The organism is Saccharothrix sp. NBAS 001 (genome assembly GCF_056640475.1).
The window spans coordinates 2,375,362-2,399,427 of the sequence record NZ_CM153251.1 but is presented as its reverse complement, the minus strand read 5'-3'; the positions used below and the strand labels follow the sequence as shown (position 1 = coordinate 2,399,427).

Genomic DNA, 24,066 nt, shown 5'->3' with positions numbered 1-24,066 from the left:
GGAGGACCGGCAGGACCCACCGGCAGTTCCGCGTGCCGCGACCCCGGCGGGCTACCAGCGCTGCGCGAAGGCACCCTGGCTCAGCGGGATTCCGGCGGCCACCAGCGCCTCCGCGACCTCCAGCACCCGGCGGCGGGCCGCCGCGCGGTCCCCGACCGGGCCGCCGACCGCCGCGGCCAGCGCGTCCACCCGGTGCAGGAGGCCGAACAGCTCGCTGGCCTCGAACCTCGGGCGCCCGGCGGCCGCCGCGATCGCGTGGACCGCCGCGATCCGCCCGGCGGTCACCTCCGCCGGAGCCCGGAACACCTCCTCCACCACCATCGCCGAGGTCCAGACGGACCGCCCGTCTACGACGCCGAGCCGCGCGGCGAGGGCGTCGAGGATGCCGGGGCCGACGACCGGCACCCCGCCGGACAGGGCGGTCAACGCCTCCAGCAGGTGGGCCCGGCCCTCGCGCCGCCGCCGCTCGTCCAGCACCTCCCGGTCGCCCGGGGGCTCGTCCGCGCCGATCGGCTCGTCGGCTGGCCGGGCCGGCGGGAAGGGCAGGTCCGGCCCGACCTCCACGACGGTGAGCAGCTCGTGCGCCGGTCCGGACAGGTCGGCCGGGACCGCCCGCCGGTCGGTCACCAGCGCCACCATGTCGGGCAGGGTCAGCACCTCGTCCTCCTCGATGCCCATCCGGGAGAACGGCTCGATGTGGAACCCTCCCCCGCCGGTGGTCTCCAGCCGCAGCAGCACCCGGTCCGGGGCCTTCATGAACTCGGCCGCACCGGCCCGGCTGCGGCTCGTGCTGGTGAACTCGCCCAGCGCGACCGGCACGCCGTCGCCGACGTGGTCGCGCGCCCGGTACGGGAAGGCACCGGGGTCCTCGGCGTACCCGGTGCCCCGCCACACCGGGCCGAGCGCGGGCGGCAGCTGGCGCAGCGCGTCGGCCAGCATGTGGCCGTGCAGCGCGGTCTCCCGCAGGATCGAGGGCAGGAAGGGTTCCAGCGCAGGCATCAAATCCTCCAGGAACTCGACCCGCTCGTCGGAGCGCGCGGGCGGCAGGCCGTCCTCGGTCGCGGCCATCACCACCTCGTTCTCGTTGAGGATCTTCGGCCAGTCGTCCGGTTCGCCCTTGTACAGCAGGCTCTCCACCTTGGTCCGCAGCACGTCCGGGGCCTGCGCCTCGGGCACCTCCAGCGCGTTGATCAGCTGGTGCATCTGGCCGGTGTAGACGTCGAGCGCGATGAAGTGCGCCAACCCCAGGCGGTCGACGACCTCGGCCCCGGTCGTCCGGTGCCGGGTGAGCCACTCCTGGACGCCCGCCGCGCCGGTCACGAACGCCTGCCGCCGCTCCTCGGCGTCGGCCCGCTCGTCCTCGGTCACCTCCAGCAACTGGCGGGAGTCCACGCGGGTCAGGTAGACCGACTCGTGCGGCAGCCCGCCCAGGGCCCGGAGGTCGTGCGCGGTCAGCCCCGGCACGCCCCGGTACAGCGCGGCGTCGTCGCCGGCCGTCGCGGCGGGCAGGGCCGGGAACGCACCGCCGAGCCGCGCGCCCACCAGCGCCTCGCGCAGCGTGCCGGGCCACCGCTCCAGCACGTGGCCGAGCACGCCGTGCAGGTAGTCCACCGGGTTGTGGCCGCCCACGACCTGGAACACGTACATGGCCTGGGCCACGACCACCGCGGCCTGCCCGCCCGGCCCGCCGGTCCACACCACCCGGGCCAGGTCGAACACGTCCCGCTCCCAGCCCTCGTCGCGGGTCACCATCGAGTCGATCACGGCCGCCCACCGCTCGACCGACGCGGGCGGCGGCGTGCCGAGCGGGTGCGCCCGGCGCAGCAGGTCCGCCACCGCGCCCGGTCCGGCGGCACGCCGCCGCGCCTGCCGCTCCAGCGGTTCCGGGGCCAGGCCGAGCACACCGGCCCGGGCCGGGCCGACGTCGTCGATCACCATGTCCACCATGGCCGACAGCGTCTGGGCGCCGCCGGTCGTCGGGTCGAGCAGCCAGCCCAGCCGGGCGGCGAGGGTGGTCGCGGTGGGCGGCAGCACCAGCACCCGCCCGAGCCGCTGCGCGGTGTCCAGGACGGCCGCCTGCGCGGCGGGTTCGTCGCGCAGGCGCGCGCCCAGGGCGTGCTCGAAGGCACCGCGGAACGTCGGGTAGAGCGGGTCCCGGAACAGCGCCTTGTCGGCGGCGGCGAACATCACCGCACCGGGCAGCTCGCCCAGCGGGCCCGGCCCGACCTCCGCGTACCCGGGCGGCACGTCGGCACCCGTCGTCGCGGGCCCCTCCTCCACGACGACGTGCGCGCCCGAAGGCACCGGCTCGGCGTCGTGCGCCAGCTTCAGCCACTGGCCGCCGCCGATCACCGACGGGCGACCGTCCGCGCCGATCCCCACGCCCGCCGACACGACCAGGTGGCCCGGCCCGTCCGCGTCCTGCCGGTCCGGCACGAAGAACACCGGGCCGTCCGGGGCCAGCGCCGTCGCGTCGATCCCGAGGCCGCGCAGCTCGGCCAGCACCTCGCCGACGAACGTACGACCGGAACCGCACGACACGAACATCACCGGGCGCACGCCGTCCCACGTGCCGCGCTCCCGGGCCTGCGCCAACAGCTCCGCCACCGCGCGCGCCGACACCGGCCGGCCGCCCACCACCGGGCGTCCGTCCGCGTCGCCGTGCGCGGCGAAGGTGAAGAACCGGTCGTCCACCGGGAACTTCGCGACCACGTCGGCCATCCGCCGGTCCGCGTCCGGGTCGTCCAGCCACAGGCCGCGACCGCCCTCGAACTCGCCGACCACCGGCCGCCGCTCCCCCGCCGGGGCGCCGAACTCGCGCGCGCCGGGCACCGGGGCCAGGACGTCCGCGCCGAGCGCCCGGCGTGGCCGGATCGCCTCGCCGTCCTCCGCCAGGTACGCGGAGTGGGCGAACTGCTCGACGCGACCGTCCGGCCCGCCCCGGAACTCGACCCAGAACCCGTTCTCCCGGTAGGACAGCGCCCCGCCGACCCCGCCGACCTCGGCACCGACGACGAGCAGCCCGGTCGGCGGCCCGGCCTCGACCGCCACCGGGATCGACCACACCGGACCGGTCGGCGCGAACACCCGCACGTCGGCCGCCGGCAGCGGGCGGTGCCGGGACAGCTCCAGCGCCAGGTCCGAGGCGACCGAGCGCAGCCCGCGCGGATCGGCCGACGCGCACGACACCAGCCGGATCGGCCGTGCGCCGTCCCACGTCCCGTCGAGCCTCGCGTGGAGCAGCACGTGGGCGAGCGAGCGCCCGTCGAGCCGCTGCCCGTGCCAACTCACCGTCGCCGCGCCGGGGGTCGTGTTGTGCACCACCAGCGTGAAGTAGGTCCCGCTCGGCCGGATGTCCGCAGCGGCCCGGTGCAACGCCCGCCGCTGGTCGACCCCCAGGCCCGGGTCGTCGACCAGCGCCCGGTCGTCGCCGAAGCGGTGCAGGTTGTCCACGACCTGCCACTGCGCCGCGGTGAGCACGGGGTGCGGCGGGCCGTCGCCCGACGTCGGCGCGGCCGGCCGGACGTGCCCGACCAGCGACGGCAGGTCGACCGGAGCCTGCCGGCGCACCAGCTCCTGCGCCGCCATGAGCGCGGCGTGGAACCGCGTCGGGCGGTTCGGCCCGGGCATCGCGACACCGATGCGCGCCTCGACCGAGCGCAGCACGTCGGCCGGCCGGCCCGGCGGGAACCGGTGCAGGCCGACGGCGTCGAGCAGCGAGCGCAGCGCGCCGAGCCGCTCGACGGCGATCGCGCCGGGCGTGCCCCGGTAGACCTCGTCCAGCACCAGTGCCAGGCCCCAGACGTGCCGGCCGTCCGCCGCGCCGACCCGGCGGGCGAGCGCGTCCAGGCGGTCGGCGGAGACCACCGGCACCTCGGAGTTCAGGCGCGTCAACGCCTCCGTCACGCGGGCGTGCGCGGCCCGCCTGCGCTGTTCGTCGGCGGCGTCGGGGTTCGGCCCGCGCGGCGGGAACGGCAGGTCGGGTTCGGCCTCGACGGCCCGGATGGCCAGGTGTTCCGGGAACCAGGACCCGTTCTGGCCGACCACGACCGGCGGGACGCGCACCCGCGCCGAGGCGTCCGGCAGGACCAGCACCTCCTCCTCGTCCTCGATCCGGGAGAACGGCGCGATGGAGTACGCCTTGCCGCCCGAGGTCTCCAGCGAGATCAGCACCGGGGCGTCCTTGTCCCGCAGGAAGTTCAGCGTCGCCTCGCGCAGGAACGTGGTGCTGGTGAACTCGCCGAGCCGCAGGTCCGCGCCCCGGCCCGCGTCCTGCACGACCCGGCGCACGAAGGTGTCCGGGTCGTCGTCGAACCCGGTGCCGCGCCACACGTCGCCCAGCGCGGGCGGCAGCTGCCCGAGCGCGTCGGCCAGCATGTGGCTGTGCAGCGCGACCTCCCGCGCCAGGTCGCCGAGCACGGGCTCCAGCTCCCGCACGACGGCCGCGATCTCCTCCTCGGTGGCGGACTCGCCCTCGGGCAGCCCGGCCCGCACGACGGGGTTGGCGCGCAGGACCTCGGGCCACTTCTCCTCGTCCTTGCCCAGCACGGTCGCGACCTTCGCGCGCAGCGCGTCCTCGACCCCGGGCCCCGGCTTCTCCAGCACGTTGATCAGCTGGTGCAGCTGGCCGGTGTAGACGTCGAGCGCGATGAAGTGCGCCGGTCCCAGGCGGTCGAGGAGTCCGTCCGGGGTGAGGCCGTGCCGGTCGAGCCAGGTCCGGATGTGCTCGGCCCGGTTCTGCGCGAAGGCCGTGCGCCGGCCGGCGGCGTCGTCCAGCTCGTCCTCGCCGACGTCGGCGAACCTGCCCTCCCGCGCGTAGGACAGGTAGACCCGCTCGTGCGGCAGGTCGCCCGCCTCCCTCAGGTCGCGCGCGGTCAGGCCCGGCACGCCCCGGTAGACGGCGGCGTCGTCATCGGCCAGGACCGCCGCCAGAGCGGGGAACTCGCCGCTGAGCCGGGCACCCGCGAGCGCCGCCCTGGCCGTGCCCGGCGCGGCGCCGAGCACGCCGCCCAGGACGCCGTGCAGGAACCCGGCCGCGTCACCGCCGCCCAGCACCTGGAACCCGTACAGCGCACGGGCGACGGTCATCGCCGTCACGGCCTCCGGGCCGCCGGACCACAGCACGGCCGCCAGCGCGCCGGCGTCGGCCTCCCACCCGGTGGCGCGGGTCAGCAACGGCCGGATCGCGGACGCGATCTCCTCGACCCGGCCGGGCGCGGCAGCGGCGGCGGCCGGGTGCGCCCCGGCCACCAGCCCGGCGAGCACCGCCGGGTCGGCCGCGCGGTGCGCCGCCTGCGCCCGCACCGGACCCGCCGCCAGGCCCAGCGCCGCCGCGCCGTCCCAGCGCCGCTGGTCGATCACGACGTCGACCAGGAAGTCCAGCGTCACCGGACCGGTCATCGTCGGGTTCAGCAGCCAGCCCAGCCGGTCGGTCACGGTCCGCACGGTGGACGGCACGCCCAGCTCCAGCGCGGCCGACAGCCGGGTCACGGTGTGGTCGACCGCGCGCACCGCACGTGCCCGCCCGCTCAACAGCTCGCCGAGCGACCGTTCGTAGGCCGTGCGTTCGGCGTGGTACCGCTCGTCGGTGAACAACGCCTTGTCCGCAGCGGCGAACATCACCGCGCCCGGCAGGTCGCGGGTCGGCGTGCCGACCTCGAAGCCGGCCGGCGCGTCCTGCGCCGCCGGCGTGGGTTCCCGTCCCACGACGAGGTGCGCGCCCAGCGGCACGGGCTCGGCGTCGTGCGCCAGCCGCAGCCAGTTGCCCTCGCCGCGCACCACGGGCAGGCCGGCCGCGTCGAACCCGACGCCCGCCGTCACGACCAGGTGCCCCGGCCCGTCCGCGTCCTGCCGGTCCGGCACGAAGAACACCGGGCCGTCCGGCGCGACCGCCGTCGCGTCGACGCCCAGGGCGTGCAGCTCGGCGAGCACCTCGCCGGCGAACGACTGCCCCGAACCGCACGACACGAACATCACCGGCTTGGCGACGTCCCAGTCGCCGCGCCGGCGCGCGCCGTCGAGCAGGTCGGCCACCGCGCGCGCCGACACCGGCTCGCCGCCCAGCACCGGGCGGCCGTTCGGGTCACCGTGCGCGGCGAAGGTGAAGAACCGGTTGTCCACCGGGAAGCGCCGGACCGTCGCGGCCACGTCGCCGTCCCCGTCCGGGTCGTCCAGCCACAGGCCCCGGCGGTCGGCGAACTCGCCGATCGAGGACGGGTCGACCTCGCCGAACGACTGGTGGTCCTCGGCCGCCCGGACGTCGTTGTCGAACGCCGTCGCGCCGGGGATCGGCGTCAGGTCGTCGTCCTCGTTGCGCGTCCACGATTCGCCCGGGTCCCGCGCGCCCGCCTCCGGCAGGAACGCCGGGTGCTTGGTGAACGCCACGTCCCCGTCGTCGTCCTGGTGGAACTCGACCCACCCGCCGCCCTCGCGGTAGGACGGCGCGCCGCCGACCGTGCCGACCTGCGCGGCGACCACGAGCACCGCGCCGGTGCCCGGGGCCGGGGCGGCCGCCCACACCGGGCCGGACGGCGCGAACACCCGCACCGGACCGGCCAGCAGGTCGGGGTGCGCCAGCAGCGCCTCGGCCAGGTCCGAGCCGACCGACGTCCCGTCCTCCGGGTCGGCGGTCAGCGAGGAGACCAGCCGGATGGGGCGGGCGCCGTCCCACGCGCCGGTCGCCTTCAGGTAGAGCACCACGTTGGCCAGGTGCCCGCCGGTCAGCGATTCCCCGTTCCAGCCGATGCCCTCCTCGCCCGGCGTCAGGTTGTCCACGGCCAGCGTGAAGTAGCCGTCGTCGGCCGGGAGGCCCGCCACGGCGGCGCGGAACGCCCACCTGCGCCGCAGGTCGAGCACCGGGTCCTCGATCAGCACCCGGTCCCGGCCGAAGTGCAGCAGGTGGTCGACCACCCGCCACTCCAGGTCGTCGAGCACCGGGTAGTCCACGGCCTCGATGACCGGCCCGGTGTCCTCGGCCGCCGCCGGTTCCGGTTCCGGCTGCCAGGCCGCGACCAGGGCCTGGTGGGTGACCGGGATTCCGTTGTCGGCCAGCTCCGCCGCCGTGTCGACCAGCAGGCGCAACCTCGTCGCGGCGTCGCCGGACGGCACGGCACCGCCCAGCACCAGGTCGAGCTGCCCCAGCACGCCGTAGAGCTGCGCGGCGGTGAACGACGGGATGCCGACGGCACCCACCAGGTCGTGCAGCGCGCCCATCCACTCGACGGTGATCGCGGCGGGCGTGCGGTACAGCTCCTCCAACGCCATGGCCAGGCTCCACACGTACCGGCCGTCGCGGACGCCGAGCTGCCCGGCCAGGTCGGCCAGGTCGGCGGACGAGGTCACCGGCACGCCGCCGTTGAGCGCCGTCAGCACCTCGACCAGGCGCGTGTGCGCTTCCCGGCGCCTGCGCTCGTCGGCGACGTCGTGCTGCCCCGAAGGAGGCGGGAACGGCAGGTCCGGCTCGACCTCCACCGCGCGGACGTAGTGGTGCGCCACGTAGCTGCCGTCCGTAGCCGGCCCGCGCACATCGCCGTCCTGCACCACGATCATGGCCTCGGGCAGCAGCACGACCTCGTTCTCGTCGGAGTACTTGACGAACGGGTCGATGTCGTAGCCGTGGCTGCCGGAGGTCTCCAGGTCCAGCAGGAGCGGGTCTTCCTTCCACCCCAGGAACTTCGCGGCGGCGGCGAAGTCGCGGCTGGTGCTGGTGAACTTCCCGACGCCGATCGGGACGCCGTCGGCGTAGTGGTCCCAGACCTGGTCGGCGAACCCGCCGGGTTCCGGGACGCCGGTGGTGCCGCGCCACACCCGGCCGAGCGCCTTGGGCAGTTGGCCCAGCGCGTCGGCCAGCATGTGGCTGTGCAGCGCCACCTCCCGCACCAGGTCGGCCAGGTCCGGTTCCACCGCCCGGACCGCCCGGTCCACGAACGCCGTCAGCTCCGGGGTGTTCGAGCCCGGCAGCCCGTTGGCCAGCTCCGCGACCACCGCGGGGTGCCCGCGCAGCCACGTCGGCCAGCTGCCGAGCGGCTGGTGGAACGTCCGCCGGATCCGGTTGCGCAGCGCCGGGAGGTTCGGCGGGCCCGGCTGCTCCAGCACGTTCATCAGCGGGTACAGCACGCCGGTGTAGACGTCCAGCGCGACGAAGTGCGCCACGCCCAGGCGGTCGAGCACGTAGCTGCCGGCGAGACCGTGCCGGTAGAGCCAGTTCGTGGTCTCCGGCCGGGTGGGGTTCGCGAACTCCTGACGCCGCGCGGTGACGATCGGCAGCTCCGCCGGGGGGAACTCGCGCAGCCCGCCCCGGTTCAGGACGTCGAGGAAGACGCGTTCGTGCGGCAGGTCGCCGAGCACGTGCCGCACGCTCGGCGGCACCCCGGGCACGCCTCGGTAGACCGCCGCCTCGTCGCCGGACAGCACCGTCGACAGCGTCGGGAACCGGCCGCTGAGCGCCGCGCCCGCGAGCGCCGCGCGCAGCGAGCCGGGGTCGTCCGTCAGCCGCGCGCCCAGCACGCAGTGCAGGAACGCCGCCGAGTCGACCCCGCCGAGCAGGCGGAACGCGAACATCGCCTCGGCGGTCATCGTCGCGGTGAGGACGGTCTGCGGGTCGTCGGACCACATCGCCGCGGCGTAGGTGCGGACGTCGGCTTCCCAGCCGTCCGCGCGGGTCAGCAGCGGCCGGATCTCCGCGGCGATGCCCAGGACCCGGCCGGGCTGGGCGGCGTGCCCGGCCGGTGCGGCCAGGGCCACCGCCGCCGCCAGGTCCCCGGTGCCCTGCCCGCGCAGCGCCGCCTGCGACCGCAGGACGTCGACGTCGAGCCCGAGGTCCTCGGCCCCGGTCCAGTCGCCCTGCGCGATCAGCCGGTCGACCAGGGCGGGCAGCCCGCCGTCGGGGTCGAACGCGTGCTCCTGCAACCACTCCACCTGCGCCCGGAGGTCGCCCGCGGGCGGCCCGGCCAGGCCCAGCGCGCCCGCCAGCCGGTCGTTGGTCGAGTGCACCACGATCTGCTCTTCGTTGGCCGCCAACAGGTGCAGGCCCAGGGCCCGCTCGTAGTCGACGCTCGCCCGCCGGTAGGCCGGGTGCCGGAAGATCGCCTTGTCGGCGGCGGCGAGCACGACGGCACCGGGCAGGTCGTCCACCGGCGTGCCCGCCTCGTAGCCCGGGGGCAGGCCGTCGCCCGGGGCGTCCGGTCCCACGTGCGGGCCGACCGGCACGGGTTCGGCGTCCGGCGCGAGGTGCAGCCACCGGCCGCCGTCGCGGACCACCGGGCGGCCGTGCGCGTCGACGCCGACGCCGGCCGTCACCACCAGGTGGCCCGGCCCGTCCGGGTTCGCCCGGTCCGGCACGAGGAACACCGGGCCGTCCGGGGCCAGCGCCGTCGCGTGGACGCCCCGGGCCGTCAACTCGGCCAGCACCTCGGCGACGAACGTGCGGCCGGCGCCGCAGGAGGCGAACAGCAGCGGTTTCGCGACGTCCCAGGTGCCGCGCTCCTCCGCGTCGGCCAGCAGGTCCGCCACCGCGCGGGCCGAGACCGGGCGGCCGGCCAGGACCGGCCGCCCGGCCGCGTCGCCGTGCGCGACGAAGGTGAAGAACCGGTCGTCCACCGGCAGGTGCGGCACGACGTCGTCCAGCGTCGGGTCGGCCAGGCGCACGCCGCGACCGCCGTCGAGTTCGCGGACCGCCGCCGGGTCGATCCGGCGGTACTCCGCCCGGTCCTGGTCGAACGGCACCGCGTCGACCGGGCCCAGCTCGGCGTCGTCGGCCGCGCGCCGCAGCCGGTCCGGGGTGTCCGCGCCGTCCTCCGGCAGGAACGCCGATCCCTCGACCTGCTCGACGGTGCCGTCGGGCATCTGCTCGAACAGCGTCCAGGACCCGCCCTCGCGGTAGGACAGCGCGCGGTCGGCCAGGCCGACCCGGTCGGCGACCACGAGCATCCCGGCGGGCAGCCCGGCCTCCGGCCTCGGCGCGACCGACCACACCGCACCGGTCGGCGCGTGGACCCGCACCGGGCCGGGCAGCAGCGTGCGGTACCGGGCGAGTTCGAGCGCCAGGTCCGACGCGACCGAGCGCAGCCCGTCCGGGTCCGCGGTGGCGCACGACACGAGCCTGATCGGGCGCGCGCCGTCCCAGCCCGCGCCGAACTGCCGCAGGCTCAGCAGGACGTGGGCCAGCGCCCGCCCGTCCAGTTCGGTCCCGCCCCAGCCCACGGTGGCGTGCCCGGGCCGGGTGTTGCGCACCGCCAGGGTGAAGTAGGTCCCGCTCGGCGGGATGTCGCCGACCGCGGTCTCCAACGCCGCCCGCTGGTCGGCGTCGAGGGCCGGGTCCTGGATCAGCATCCCGTCGCCGAACGGCCGCAGGTGCCCGATCACCCGCTGGACCAGCGCGTCGGGTTCCGGGTACCACAGGGTCTGCCCGGTCCCGGCGGGCTCGGCGGCGGACTCGGCGGGCTCGGCGGCCGGCGGGTCGACGGCGGGCGGCTCGGGTTCTGCCGGGGCCGACGCCGCCACCTCGTCGGCCAGGGTCTCGGCGGTGATCCCGATCCGGGCCCGCTGGAGGGATTCCGCCGCGTCGAGGACGGCGCGCGCCCGCGTCCGGACCTCACCGGGCGTGCCGGGCACCAGGTCCGCGACGGCGGCCACCGCGTCGTGCACGTCGGCCGCACCGACCGACCCGGGGAACCCGGTCGCCAGCAACGACTTCACCAGGCTCAGCCGGCCCGCGGTGATCGCCGCCGGATCCCGGAACACCTCCTCCACGACCATCGCCAGGCCCCAGACCTCGGCACCGCTCGCGGCGCGCACCTGGCGCGCCACGACGCGCAGGTCGCCTGCCGTGGCGACCGGCGCGCCCCGGTTGAGCGCGGTCAGCGCCGCCACCACGGTCGTGCGGGCCCGCCGACGGCGCTTCATCGCGGCGGTCGCCTCCCTCGACGCGTTCAGCCCGCGTTCGGCCGCCGGGATCGCCGACGCCGGCCGGACCGGCGGGAACGGCAGCTCCGGGCCGACCTCGACGACGGTGAGGACGGTGTGCGCCGGTCGGCCGAAGGGCGAAGCCGGGACCTCGGTGCGACCGTGCACGAGCGCGGCGGCGTCGGGCAGGACGAGCACCTCGTCCTCGCCGTGGTGGCTGGAGAACGCCCCGATGTCGTACGCGCCCGCGCCGGTCGCCTCCAGGCGCACCAGCACCGCGCCGGCCGCCGCCTTCTTGCGGAGGAACCCGCCCGCCACGGACTCGTCGCGGCTGGTGCTGGTGAACTTCCCGAACCTGACCGGGACGCCGTCGCCGACGTGCGCGGCCGCCGCGTCGGCGAAGACGTGCGACTCGTCGGTCCAGCTCGTGCCGCGCCACACCGGGCCGAGCGCGGGCGGCAGCTGCCCGAGCGCGTCGGCCAGCAGGTGGCTGTGCAGCGCCAGTTGCGCCACGAGGTCCGGCAGCCCGGGTTCCAGGTCGGCCATCACCCGGTCCACGAACTCCGCCCGTTGCGGGGAGTCCGCCGGCGGCAGCCCCCGGGCCAACCGGTCGGCCACCAGGTCCCTGGTGGTGAGGAACTTCGGCCAGTCGTCGCCGTTCGGCGCGGACAGCACGCTCCGGACCTTGTCCGCCACGTCGGACAGCGCGACGGGTCCGGGCCGCTCCAGGAAGTTGATCATCGAGTGCAGGTGGCCGGTGTAGACGTCGAGCGCGACGAAGTGCGCCAGGCCGAGCCGGTCGAGGACCTCCTGGCCGGTCAGGTCGTGACGCTCGCGCCACGACCGGACCTCGCGCCAGGTGTCGTCGCGGGCGAACGCGTCGCGCACGTCCTCGGCGCGTTCCAGTTCCGCCCGGCCGACTTCGGCGAACCTGCCGTCGTCCACGTAGGACAGGTAGACCTGTTCGTGCGGGAGCGCGCCGAGCGCCCGCAGGTCGTCGGCGGTCAGGCCCGGGACGCCCCGGTACACCGCCGCCTCGTCACCGGCCAGCACCGTCGGCAGCGCCCGGAACTCGCCGCTGAGCCGCGCCCCGGTCAACGCCGCCCGCAGCGTGCCGGGGTGCTCGGCCAGCACGTGCCCCAGCACCGCGTGCAGGAAGGCGGTGGCGTCGCCCTCGCCCGCCAACTGGAAGGCGAACACCATCTCCGCCGTGGTCGACGCCGCCGCCATCGCCTCCGGGTCGCCGGACAGCATCACGGCCGCGTAGGCGCGGAAGTCGGATTCCCAGCCCGAGACCCTGGTCAGCAGCGCCCGGGCCTCCTGCGCGACCCAGCCGGCCTGCTCCTGCCCGGCCCCGGGGGCCGAGTTCAACGCCTGGATGACGAACGGCGCGAAGTCCGACCGGTGGTGCTCGGCCACGATGTCGAGGCGGTCCTCGTCCAGGGCGAAACCGCTGCGGTCCGGCTGGGTGGTCAACCAGTCGACCAGGCCGGGCAGCCGCCGCTCCGGGCCGAACGCGACCGCGCGCGCGAACGCCACGAAGTCCTGGTCGACGCCGGCTTCCGGCGGCGCGAAACCCAGCACGGGCGCCAGGTGCGCCGCGAACCGGGCGGCGGTGTCGCGCGCGGCCTGCCCGCTCGACAGGTGCAGGCCCAGGCGGTTCTCGTAGTCCGTGCGCCGCCCCTCGTAGCGCTCGTCGTGGAACAGCGCGCGGTCGGCGGCGGCGAACTTGAACGCACCGGCCAGTTCCGGCGTCACCGACGATTCCCGCTCCGCCTCCTGGTAGCCGGACGGCGCGGCGGCGGTCGACACCTCGGCGTCGGTGTCCACGACCACGTGCGCGCCCAACCGCTCCGGCTCCGCGCCGTGCTCGAACCGCACCCACCCGCCGCCGGCGACCACCGCCGGCCGGCGGTCGCCGTCCAGGCCCACCGCCGCCGACACCACCAGGTGGCCCGGCCCGTCCGCGTACTCCGGATCCGGCACGTAGAACACCGGGCCGTCCGGGGCCAGCACCGTCGCCTCGACGCCCAAGCCGCGCAGCCCGGTCAGCACCTCGGCCGCGAACGACCCCGCACCGCCGCGCCCGGCACCGCACGAGACGAGCATCAGCGGCTTGGTGACGTCCCAGGCACCGCGTTTGCGCGCGCCGTCGAGCAGTTCGGCCACTGCGCGCGCCGACACCGGCCGGCCGCCCACGACCGGACGGCCGTCCGCGCCGCCGTGCGCGACGAAGGTGAAGAACCGGTCGTCCACCGGGAAGTCGCGGACCACCTCGGAGATCCCGTCCGGCGACGCCGGGTCCGCCAAGCGCACACCGGTCCCGCCGGGCAGGTCGTGCACCAGGTCGGGGTCGATTCGTCCCGTGGTCGACGTCTCGACGGGAGCGGCCACGAGCGCGTTGAACACCGAATCGCGCGCCGTCTCGGGAGCGGGCTCGACACCGACGACCTCGCGGACGGTGACGCGCATCCGTTCCAGGGCCAGCCGTTCGTCCGGGTGGTGCGGCGCGTTCGGGTCGTCGCGCAGTCCGGGGTCCGGGATGAGCGCGGCGGCACCGGCTGCGGGGTCGTCGGCGAACGCGGAGCCCCGCCGGTCCAGGCCGTGGGCGGCGGAGAGGGTCCGGAACGCTTCGGTGAGCACGTCGGCGTGAACGGCCAACTCCCGCATCAACGCGGGCAGGTGCTCGTCCACGGCGGCGCGCAACGCGTCGGGCGTCGCGCCGAGAGCGTCGCGGATGCCGGGTGCCCGGGACAGGATCGGCGGCAGCTCCCCGCCCGCTGCGGCCAGGCGCACGGCCAGGTCGCGCACGGCACCGGCGCGTTCCGGGCCGGAGTGGCGCAGGAACGCGTCGACCAGCGGGAAAGCCGGTCCACTGTGGACGGTGAGGGCGACGAAGTGCGCCTCCGACAGCCGGGCCGCCGGGCCGTCGCCCCGGGCGAGGCGCGCGAACCGGCGGGTGGCGGCGGCACGGGCCCGCGGGCCGGGTTCCCCGAGGTCCCCGCGCGCGGACCGGTCCAGGTAGAGCCGCTCGTGCGGCAGCGGGCCGTCGAGCACCTGCCGGGCCTCGATCAGCCCGATCCCGGGCAGGCTGCGGTACATCCGGGACACGTCGGCCAGGTCCACGGCCGGCAACGGCCACACCATGGACGTGCCGGCCAGGATCTCGTACAGGGAGTGGTCGTGCAGCGGCAGCATCCAGCCGATCAGCGCCTGCGTGAAGCCGTCGTGGTCCTCGATGCCCAGGAGCTTGGCGGCGTTGGCCATTCGCGCGGCCGTGCCGGACAGCCCGGCCACCAGCCGGAACCCGCGCGCGGTGCGCTCGTCGTACCAGGGTGTGGCGTCCCGCAGGGTGTGCGCCTGGCGGCCGGTGAGCCACGACAGCGGCAGTTCCGGCCCGGCCGCGCCGGGCAGCGGGTCGCCGATCCGCAGCGTGGGCACCGGGCCGTCGTCGCGCGTGCGCCCGCGCTGGAAGGCCCGTTCCCGGTCGCCGAGCCTCATCCCGAGGTCGCGGAGTTGGCGCGGGCCCCGGGTGATCGCGCCCTCGAACCGGAGGTCGGCCGGGCGCGGCGTCCGGCTCATCATGCTCGCCATGTACTCGGTCGCCGCCGCGAACCGCTGCGGGGCGGCGGCCATCACGTTGCCCGGGGCGAAGACGTCGCGGACGAACAGCCACCGCAGTTCCGGAACCGGCTGGACGATCTCGTGCAGCACCGTGCGCAGCGCGCCGTCGAGGTAGGCGGCCTGCTCCCGGAGCGCGCCGACGTCGAGGCCGAGCCGCCGCGCCCGGTCCCAGTCCTGCCGCCCGGCGATGTCCAGCAGCAGGTTCTTGAGGTTGTGCGGTGAATCCGCGTTGTAGGCGGCGTTGAAGAACGCCGTCATCAGCTCGCGCGGGTTGCCGTTGGCGAGCATCCGCTCGAACTGCCGGCGGGTCAGCTCGCCGACCTGGCCGGCGGAATCCGCGCCGGACCCGAGGAACGCCCGGTGCAGCACGTCCGCGTGGTCGGGGTGGGCCGCCCGCAGCAGGTCGTGCAGCCGGTGCAGGGCGGCGCGGGCGGCTTTGCGGACCCGGGGCGACCGGTAGGCCAGCGCACCGATCCGCTCCTCGAAGTCGGCCACCCGCTGCCGGTACTCGGCGTCGTGGCGCAGGTCGCCGAACACGGCCGACGCCACCGGGCCTGTTCCGTCCACAGTGGATGGACCGGGCTCGGCCAGGTAGGCGCCCAGGTCGGTGTGGGCGATCCCGGAGTCGTGCGTCCCGTGGTAGGCGTGCCACGCGCCGCGCCGGTCCGGGTCGGCGGTCCCGGAAGCCGGGGCGGCCACCAGCAGCCCGGTGGGCGGGTCGCCCGCCGGCGGACCGGGCACCGACCAGACGGGGCCCGCCGGGGCGAGCACCCGGACCTCGCCCTCGGCCGGGTCGCGCAGCCGGGCCAGCTCGACGGCCATCGCCTCGGCGAGCGCCGGCAGGCCGTCGTGGACCACGGCGGCGGTGGACACCAGCCGGATCGGCCGCGAGCCGTCCCAGCCGCCGCGCTGCCGCAGCGCGAGCACCTGGTGCGCGAGGTCGGCCCCGGTGACCGTGCGGCCGTTCCAGGGCAGGCCGGCCGAGCCCGGCGTGGTGTCGCCGACCACCAGCGTGAGGTAGGCCGGGTTCGGCCGGACCAGGTCGGCGGCGGTCCTGGCCGCCGCCCGCCGGTCCTCGGTCGCCGCCGGGTCCTCCAGCAGCACCCGCCCGCCGCCGAGGTCGACCACGTGCTCCGCCGGCTCGCGGTGCGCCCGGTCCGCGACCACGGGCGGCGCAGCGGTGTCGACCCGCGTCTCCGGCTCGGGGTCGGGGTGGTCGGGCCCGGTCACGATGGTGTCGAACACCGACTGGGACACCCGCACCGGGGACGGCTCGGGGGCGCGCCGGGTGGTCGTGCGGGGTTCGTCGGGGGCCGGGCCGGGCAGCGGGTCGGCGCCGCCGTCCAGCAGGCGGCTGCCGACCTGGTCGTGCAGGACCCGGTCGATCATCCAGGCGTGCCGGGGCAGCAGGGCGCCCTGGTCGGCGCTCATCAGGCCCCGGTCGGCCGCGGTGGACGCGCCGTCGTCACGGCGCTGGAACACCCGGTCCGGGTCGGTGTACTCGTCCCCCGGCCCCAGGTAGTGGACGACCTCGTGCACCAGGGCCGCGCCGGACGCGGTGGTCCGCCACGTCGTCTGCGAGGTGGGCTCGTCGTCGCGGACCACCACGTCGTAGCGCCCGTGCACGGGCCGGCCGGTCTCGTCGTGGCGCTGGTCGTGGGTGAACTCGACGCGCACGTGCAGCTGTTCGCCGCCGGGCAGCCGGTAGCGGCCGTTGACGGTCGTGTCGAGGTCGGCGGTGACCCGCTCGACCAGCTCCCGGACCTGGTCGGCGGTCACGCCCGGCCCCGGCACCACGTTGAGCGGCACGGTGAACTCCAGGACCGGGCGGCCCTCCACCACGAACCGGCTCACGCCGTACCGGACGAGACCGTCGTGCCGCTGCTCGGACGACGAATCCCGCACGGTGGTCAGCACGTCGGCGACGGAGGTGTCCACCACGCGCCGCGCGGCACCCTCCCGCTGCGCCGCCCACTGCTCGGGCCGCAACGGGTCCTCGGCCCGGAACCACGCCGCGGTCTCGACCCGGCTGTGCCGCCACGCCTCGTCACGCGGCGAGTCCGGTTCGGCCGTGGGCCGGTCGAGTTCGGCCGCCAGCTCCCGCTTGGCCTGCCACCACGCGTCCTGCCGGGCGTCCGCCAGGTCCAGCCACGCCGCCTGCAGGACCGTGTGCGCCCGCACGTGCTCGGCCGCCAGGCCGTCCTGGCGGGCCGCCTCGCGGGCGATCCGGTCCGGCAAGGCCGCCACCCGGCGCTCCAGCCGGCGCAACGTCCGCCGGGCGTGGTCGCGCAGCTCGCGCTCCTCCGCGAACGCCCGCACCTCGGCCGCCTCGTCCAGCCCGGCGGCCCGGCCGGCGCGCACCGCGCGCAGCCGGGCGGCCCGGTCCCGGACCTCCCGCTCGCCCTCCTCGACGATCGTCCGGACCCCGGCCAGGTCGGTCTCCAGCCCGGCCAGGTCCTGCCGGAGCCCGGCCAGCCGGGCGTCGTTGGCCGCCACGGCGTCGCGCGCCGCCTTCAGCCGCTGCTCCGCGAGCCGGTGCTCCCGCTGCGCGCGGGCCTCGTTCTCCGCGACCTCCCAGCCGCGCCGGGTCAGGTCCGCCCCGGTCGGCTCGACGCGCGGCGCCCGCAGCGCGTCCACCGACCCCTCCCACGACTCGCGCAGGCCGAGCCCGTCGAGCAGCGCCTCCGCCTCGTGCAGGTGCTTGCGGGCCTTCTCCTCCGCGTCCCGCCACGCCTTCGCGGTCCGGGTGACGTGCCCCGCCTTGGCCTGCACGGCGTGCGGCACCTTGCGCCCCAGCACCTGCTCGGCGTCCGCAACCGGCATCCGGACGTCCGCCGAGCCCGGCAGCCGGACCTCGACCACCTCGCGGCGCCCGCCGGCCTCGACCACCACCCGGTAGGCCACGTCGAACCGCACCAGCCCGGTCCGCCCGGTGGGTTTGAGGTTGCCGACGTCGGCGGAGGTCGCGCCGTCCACCTCGGCGTCGGCCGGTTCCCCCGCCCAGCGCGCCTCGGCCGGGTTGACCAGGCCGGTGAGCGTGTCGTCCAGGTTCGCGGGGGTGACCGTCGGACCCGCCAGACCCAGCTCGCCGACGTCGACGTGCCGGCTCTCGGCGGACGTGGTGGCCGACCCGCCCGTCCGGTTCTCGTGCTTCACGCCGTCGCTGAGGGCGACCAGGCGGGGCGCGTCGACCCGGGCGTGCACCTCGACGGTCGCCTTGCCGCCGCGCAGCGGCACCGAGTCGCGGAGCACCACCACGGGCAGGCTGCCGGAGGTCATCGCGGGCAGGAACGCGTGCAGCGCCTGCGGGCTCAGCGACGACCACAGGGCGTTGAGCGGGGCCGTGCCGTAGCCGGTGATGCCCAGGCCCGCGCGCGCCCGCGTCAGCGCGTCCCGGGCGGCCTCGCGCAGGGTGCGCGCGCCGTGCACGGACTCCACCGACGCGTTCGCCGGGAGTTCCGCGACACCGCCGCGCCGCCACTCCTCCAGCGACCCGGCCTCGGCGGGCGACAGGGGCAGCGTGACGACCCCGGCGTCCTCCGCGTGCGCGGGCCCCGCCGTCGGCAGCGGCGGGAGGTTGTCGGCGACGAACCACACGCCGAGCGGCTGCGCGGGCGACGCCGCCCGCGCGACCACGTCGTCGCCCCGCCGCACTTCGAGGACGAACTCCACGTCCACGTCGAAGCGCGCCGCCGGGCCGCTCCCGGTGCGCTGCCGGGCTTCCTGGTCGACGGTGACCGAGGTCGCGGCGGTCGTGCGGACGGCCCCGGCCGCCGCCGACCCCGTCCCGCCGACGCCCGCCTTCGGGTCGTCGAACTTGTGCTGCCCGCCCAGCCGGGGCGCGACCGACCACGACCGGGACGTGCCGCGCAGCGCGGTCTCCCGGGTGGAGCGCACGGTGTTGTGCTCGACCGCGCGGCCGTCGTGCACGACGTCGCGGAACACCGCCGGGCCGACCACCCGCGCGCTGAGCAGCACCAGGTAGCCGTCGTCCACGAACACCCCGGGCAGGTGGGCGTGCAGCGGCGCGCCGCCGTCCAGCGCGCTGTCCACCAGGGCTTCGACGCTGCCCGGCGACATCAGGTCCAGCAGCCGCACCCAGTTGTTCATCGCGTCGTCCACCGACGCGGTCGGCAGCAGGTCCACCCCGGCCCGGGTCAACTCCCGGCCCAGGTCGGCCACCAGGTTCGACAGGTCGGGCAGCCGCTCCACCGCGCCCAGCCCGAGCACGCCGCGACCGGAGGTGAGCACGGACGGCGCGGCCAGCCGGTCGGCCCGGGGCGACGCGCCGCGCGGTTCGGGCACCAGCAGCCCGCCGGCCCGCGCCCGCTCCTCGGTCAGCCACAGGTAGGCCGCGCCGGGCAGCACCGCGCGCTGCCCGGCGACCTGCGGCTGCGGCCGGTACACGGCGTTCTGCTGCCGCGACTCGGCCAGCACGGTCACGTCGAGGTCGTAGCGGACCAGCACGCGCCGCGTCCCGGACGCGGCGGTGACCTTCCGGTCCACGGTCACCGTGGTCTCCAGGCCGGTGGCCCGGTTCGACCCGGCCGCCCACGGCTTGCCGCCCACGCCACCGGTCCCGGTCCGGGCCCGGTCGTCGGCCGAGGTGCCGCTGAGCGCGACCCCGCCGGTCAGCGCCGCGCCCGAGGACCGCGCGGACCCGTGCTCGACCCGGTGGCCGCCGCTGGACAGCCGTTCCAGCGCCGAGTCGTCCGCGACCAGCACCAGCCGGGGCCGGGCCAGCCGCGCCACCACACCCAGCCGGCCGACCCGGTCGGCGACCCGGCGCGGGTAGACCAGGTCGGTGCCCAGCGTGCCCTGCACGAACGCGCGCAGCGCCGCCTTCACGTTGTCGGGGCTGAACATCGCGTCCAGGGCGGTCCGGGCGTCGCTGCCCGGCAGGGTCAGCGCCCGGTCCCCGTCCGACGCCTCCACCAGCGCGGCGACCGCGGCGGCCGCCATCCGGTCGGTGTGCAGGACGGTCTCCACGGCCAGCCAGTCGGCGTGCTCCGGCCGGCCCAGCGCGGACAGGTGCGCGGTGATCGACGCGGGCGGCTCGGCCAGCGGGTCGACTCGCGGGTCGGGCAGCGGGAGCGCGTCGCGGACGGCACGCGCGGCCGTGCCCGGCGTGGCCGGCGACGTGAGGCTGTGCGGCACCAGGAGCGTGTAGACCACCGGAACCGCCGGCAGCGCGGCGGATTCCCGCACCGTCGGGGTCTGGGTGCCGGGCAGGCCGGGCGTGACGTGCCGGAGCATCGGGTTGGGGCGGGAGAACGACGTGATCGAGATCCGCAGCACGCCCCGGTGCCGGAACACCTGCGCGTCCGCACTGCCGATGCCGGTCACCGTGGAGTCCGCGACCGGGCCGGCGGCGGTGCGCCGGGTGCGCGTCCGCCCGCCCTTGAGCGCGGCGTTCGCGCCGAAGCCGAGCTTGCCGGCGTCGGTGTCGAACCCGACCGCCACCCGGCCCTCCGGCCCGACCGACCAGCCCTTGGTCGTGGCGGACGAGGAGGTCAGCGCGGGACCGGTGGTGGTGGCCGAGCGGATCGCCCGGCCGGGCGCGCGGCCCAGGTGCTCCCCCGGACCGGGTTCGAGCCGCACCGAGATCCGGATCCGGTCGTGGCGCAACGCGTCGCGGTGCCGCAGCACCACCGACACGCCCGTGCTGAGCAGGGCGTCCATGCGGTTGCGCAGCGCCGCCGACGACAGCAGGTCGCGCAGCCGGCGCTCGTTGGACAGCAGGTGCTCGACCTCGGTCTTGTCCTTGAGGCCGGTGCCCCGGGCGTCCCAGTCGGGCAGCAGCCCGCCGTAGCGGGGGTGCCCGGCGAGGTGCCGGTGCACCTCGGCCAGCACCTGGTCGGCACCGGCGAACCGGCTCACCTTGGCGCTGCCGACCGCCAAGCCGTCCACCAGGTACTGGGGCTCGACCCGGGGCGCCGGGGTCGGCACGGGTGCCGACGGCGTGCCTGGCGGGACCTCCAGCCCGTGGTCGGCGGCCTCGGACAGGCCGACCCGGGTGTAGACGGTGGCGGTGGTCGTCTCCTTGCCGCCGTCGAGGGTCTCGACCTCCAGCCGGACGGACATCCGGTACAGCGCCACGTCCCCGGTGACGTCCAGCCCGGACCGCAGGGTCGACGTCCGGCCGGCCGTCGTCGTGTCCACCACGTGCGCGGACAGCCCGCCGCCGACCCCCGCCTGGACGCGTGCCACGCCCGCCTCGAAACCGACCCCGACGCCGAGCGAGCCGTCCACGCCGCGCTTGCTGGAGGACGACACGGCCGAGCTGGTGCCCACCGACTCGTTGAGCCGCAGCACCGCCTTCTTGGTGGTGCCGAGCAGTTCCGCACCGGTCAGCGTGGCCCGCATCCGGACCGCCGCCGCGCGCTCGTCGCGGCGGCTGGACAGCGACGGCGACGCGACCCAGCCCTCCAGCAGCGCGCCGAAGTTGTTGCGGACGCTGGTCCCGCCGAGGAAGTCGCGCAGGGCGTCCCGGCCGGGCGCGCCCAGCTTCGTGACCGACCGGGGCAGCCGCGCGGCCACCTCGGCGAACACGTCCCCCAGGTCGGTGATCGCCTCGGCTGCCGGGAACAGCAGCGCGCCGGGGTTCGGGGCGGGCTTGACGACCGCCGCCGGGCGGGTGACGCCGATCAGGTCGTCGGGCACGCGCAGCGCGACCTCGCCGTCCGCCGTGCCGCCGCGCAGCTCCCGGCCGCTCTCGTCGAACGCGGTCACCTGGAAGGTCACCGGCAGGTCGACCTGCCGCGCGCCCTCCCCGGACCGGATCTCCCGCTGGTCGGCGGTGGACCGGGTGACCACCTGCGACGAGCCGGGCGCGGCGAACGCGACCTTGGCACCGGCCGAGGCGTAGATCCCGCCCACGGACTGCACCATGCCGCTGAGCCCGAGGTCGCCGGTCTTGTAGGCGGTCAGGTTCTCGGTGTTCGCGCTGCCCGCCTGGGAGGTGAGGTCGACCTTCGTCTTCTCCCGCCCGGTGCCGATCGCGGTGCCCTCCGGCGGCCGGCCCAGCGTCGCCACCACCCGGACCTCGAACTGCCGCTTGCCGTCGCGGACCCGGAAGTACCGGCCGCCCAGCAGCGACTCGAAGTCGTCGGCCACGGCCCGCGCGACGGTGTCGAGGTCCGCCTCCCGCACGCCGGGCAGCAGCTGCCGGACCTCCGCCCGGACCCGCTCGTCACCCTGCACGGCGAGCACCGCCGCCGAGCCGATGGCGTTGCCCGAGGTGAGGAACGGCGGCAGGGCGTCCCACGCGACACCGCGGTCCCCGGTGGCGACGGGCGCCGCGCCCTGCGGCAGCGGCGGCGGGACGTTCGGCGGGGTGTCCTCGCCCGACGCACCGGCCGCCACGATCGTCGCGGGCGCCACCTCCTCCACCGTCTCGACCGGCTCCCTCTCGACGTGCTCGGTCTCGACGTGCTCCGTCTCGACCTGTTCGGTGACGACCTGTTCGTTCTCGACCTGTTGCGTGACGACCTGTTCGGTCTCGACGTGCTCGGTCACGACCTGGGTGACCTCGACGGCAGAGGTCGTGATGGTCGTGGTCTGGACGGAAGTCTCCTGCTCGGTCACGTGGGCCGGCGCGTCCTCCGCCGACACCGTCGCCACCGGGGACGCGGACTGCCCGGCCTCGGCCGACACCACCTCGCCGGTCCCGTCCACCTCGGACAGCGACGGCACGGACTCCGACTGCGTCCGAGGGGCGTCCGGGACCGGCACCGCGCCGTCCACAGTGGACTCATCCTGGGACGCCGCATCAGTCGTGCCGACGGTCGACCTGCTGCCGCCCGCAGCCGCGCCCCCGCCTTCGGTCCGCGGACGGGTGACCCCGGCAGCCGCCGCCGCGCCCGTCGCACCGGCCGCCGCCGTGCTGCCGCCCGCCGTGGACCCGCCCGCCGCGACCACGTTCGAACCGCCCGCCGCCACCGTGTTCGCCGACGTGGACGGGGTCATCGTGCGCGGCTGGGCGGAGTTCTGGCCGCCGGCCGGGGCGTAGGGCGGCGGTTGGTCCGTCGGCACGTCTTTCCCGGGCGGCCCCGACGGATCGTCCTTGCGGTACAGCGGAAGGCTCTCGTCGCCCGGGCTGTAGGCGGGCGGGCCCGCGTCGGTGGTGCTCGTGGCGTCCGGGAGCGAGAAGTCGCCGCGCAGGCTGCCGAGCTTGTCCTTGAGCGCGCCGAGCGTCGAGTCCAACGCCTTGGTGCCCAGGTGTTCCAGGCCGTGGCCGATACCGCCCATCACGACCCCGCTCGCGAACCCCATGCCGAACTCCTCGGCACCGGGCTGCTCGCCCTCGATCGCGCCCATCACGCCCATCGTCACCAGGCCGGACACGCCCTCGGACAGGAACATCGTGCTGTACATGGCGGCCTTGGCCGCGAGGTCGCCGCCGAGCCGGTCGACGGCGTTGCGGGACAGCACGTCCGGCAGCTGCTTGGTGAGCAGGTCCGCGGTGCCCGCGCCCAGGTCGTCGGCGCGCTTGCCCAGCGCCCGGCCCAGCGAGTCCGACAGCGCGCCGGTCGCGGCCCGGGTCAGGCCCTGCGCGCCCCAGCCCTCCACGAACGCGCGGGCGTACTCGCGGCCGAGCCGCCGCGCCGACTCGTCACCGAGTTCCTTGCCGAAGGACTTGACGAACTGCTTCTCCACCGCCTCGGCGAAGCCGTCGACCATCTTCCTGGTGAACGCCACGCCGGGGTTGCCCAGTTGCAGCGCGGCGCGGTCGGCGAGGATCTTGCCCAGGTCGCCGGACAACCCCGGCGGGAGCGTGGTCGGCAGGTCGAGGTCTTCGAGGTCCTTGAGGACGAACTTCGTGAAGTCCTTGCCCAGCAGGCCCGCGACCTTCTTGGCCAGGTGCTCGCCGAGTTCGCCCAGCACGCCGCCGATCGCGCCGCCGATCAGGCCGGAGATCAGGGTCTGCGTGGTGGCCTCGGTGTTCCACTCCTGGCGTTCCTTCTGCAGCCGCTGCACCACGACGTCGACGATCAGGCCGCCGGTCACGCCGATGAACGTCTCCAGGCTCACCACCCGCACCATCTGCTTGAACAGCGCGACCAGGAAGCTGCGGGTCGCGGCGGTCTGCCAGGTGAGGTTGGCCAGCGAGAGCCCGCCGGTGACCGACGCCAGCGCGTACTCCAGCGCGATCTCGTAGGCCAGCAGGAAGAGCTGGCCGATCGCCGAGTACTTCGCGTACTCGATCTCCAGCGCGGCTTTGCGGCTGCCGTCGGCGATCCCGTTGGCCGCCGTGGTCAGCTCGTCGAACAGGCTGGGCGACCCGTGCGCCAGCGGGGCCATGTGGCGGTCGAACTCCTGCGCCGTCTCCATGTCGATCTCGGCGAGGATCCGCTGCTTGACGCTGTTGACCTCGTCGGACATCTTCGAGATCTTCTTGGCGACGCCCTCGTACTCCGCGCCGGCGGCCCGGAACTTGTGCTGGTTCGCGGCGGGCCACGACATGCCCAGGATCTCCAGGATGGTCCTCGCCCAGGGCGGCAGGTCGCCCATGCCGCCTTCGTCGACCCGGATGGGCAA

1 protein-coding gene is annotated in these 24,066 nt (G+C 76.2%); it reads right to left on the bottom strand.

Features of this window, described 5'->3' with window-relative positions; all coding sequences use genetic code 11:
• Positions 1-51: 51 nt before the first annotated feature.
• Positions 52-24,066, bottom strand: a complete 24,015-nt coding sequence (locus AC0HI0_RS09950) for a WXG100-like domain-containing protein (protein ID WP_480932005.1) — start codon at positions 24,064-24,066, stop codon at positions 52-54.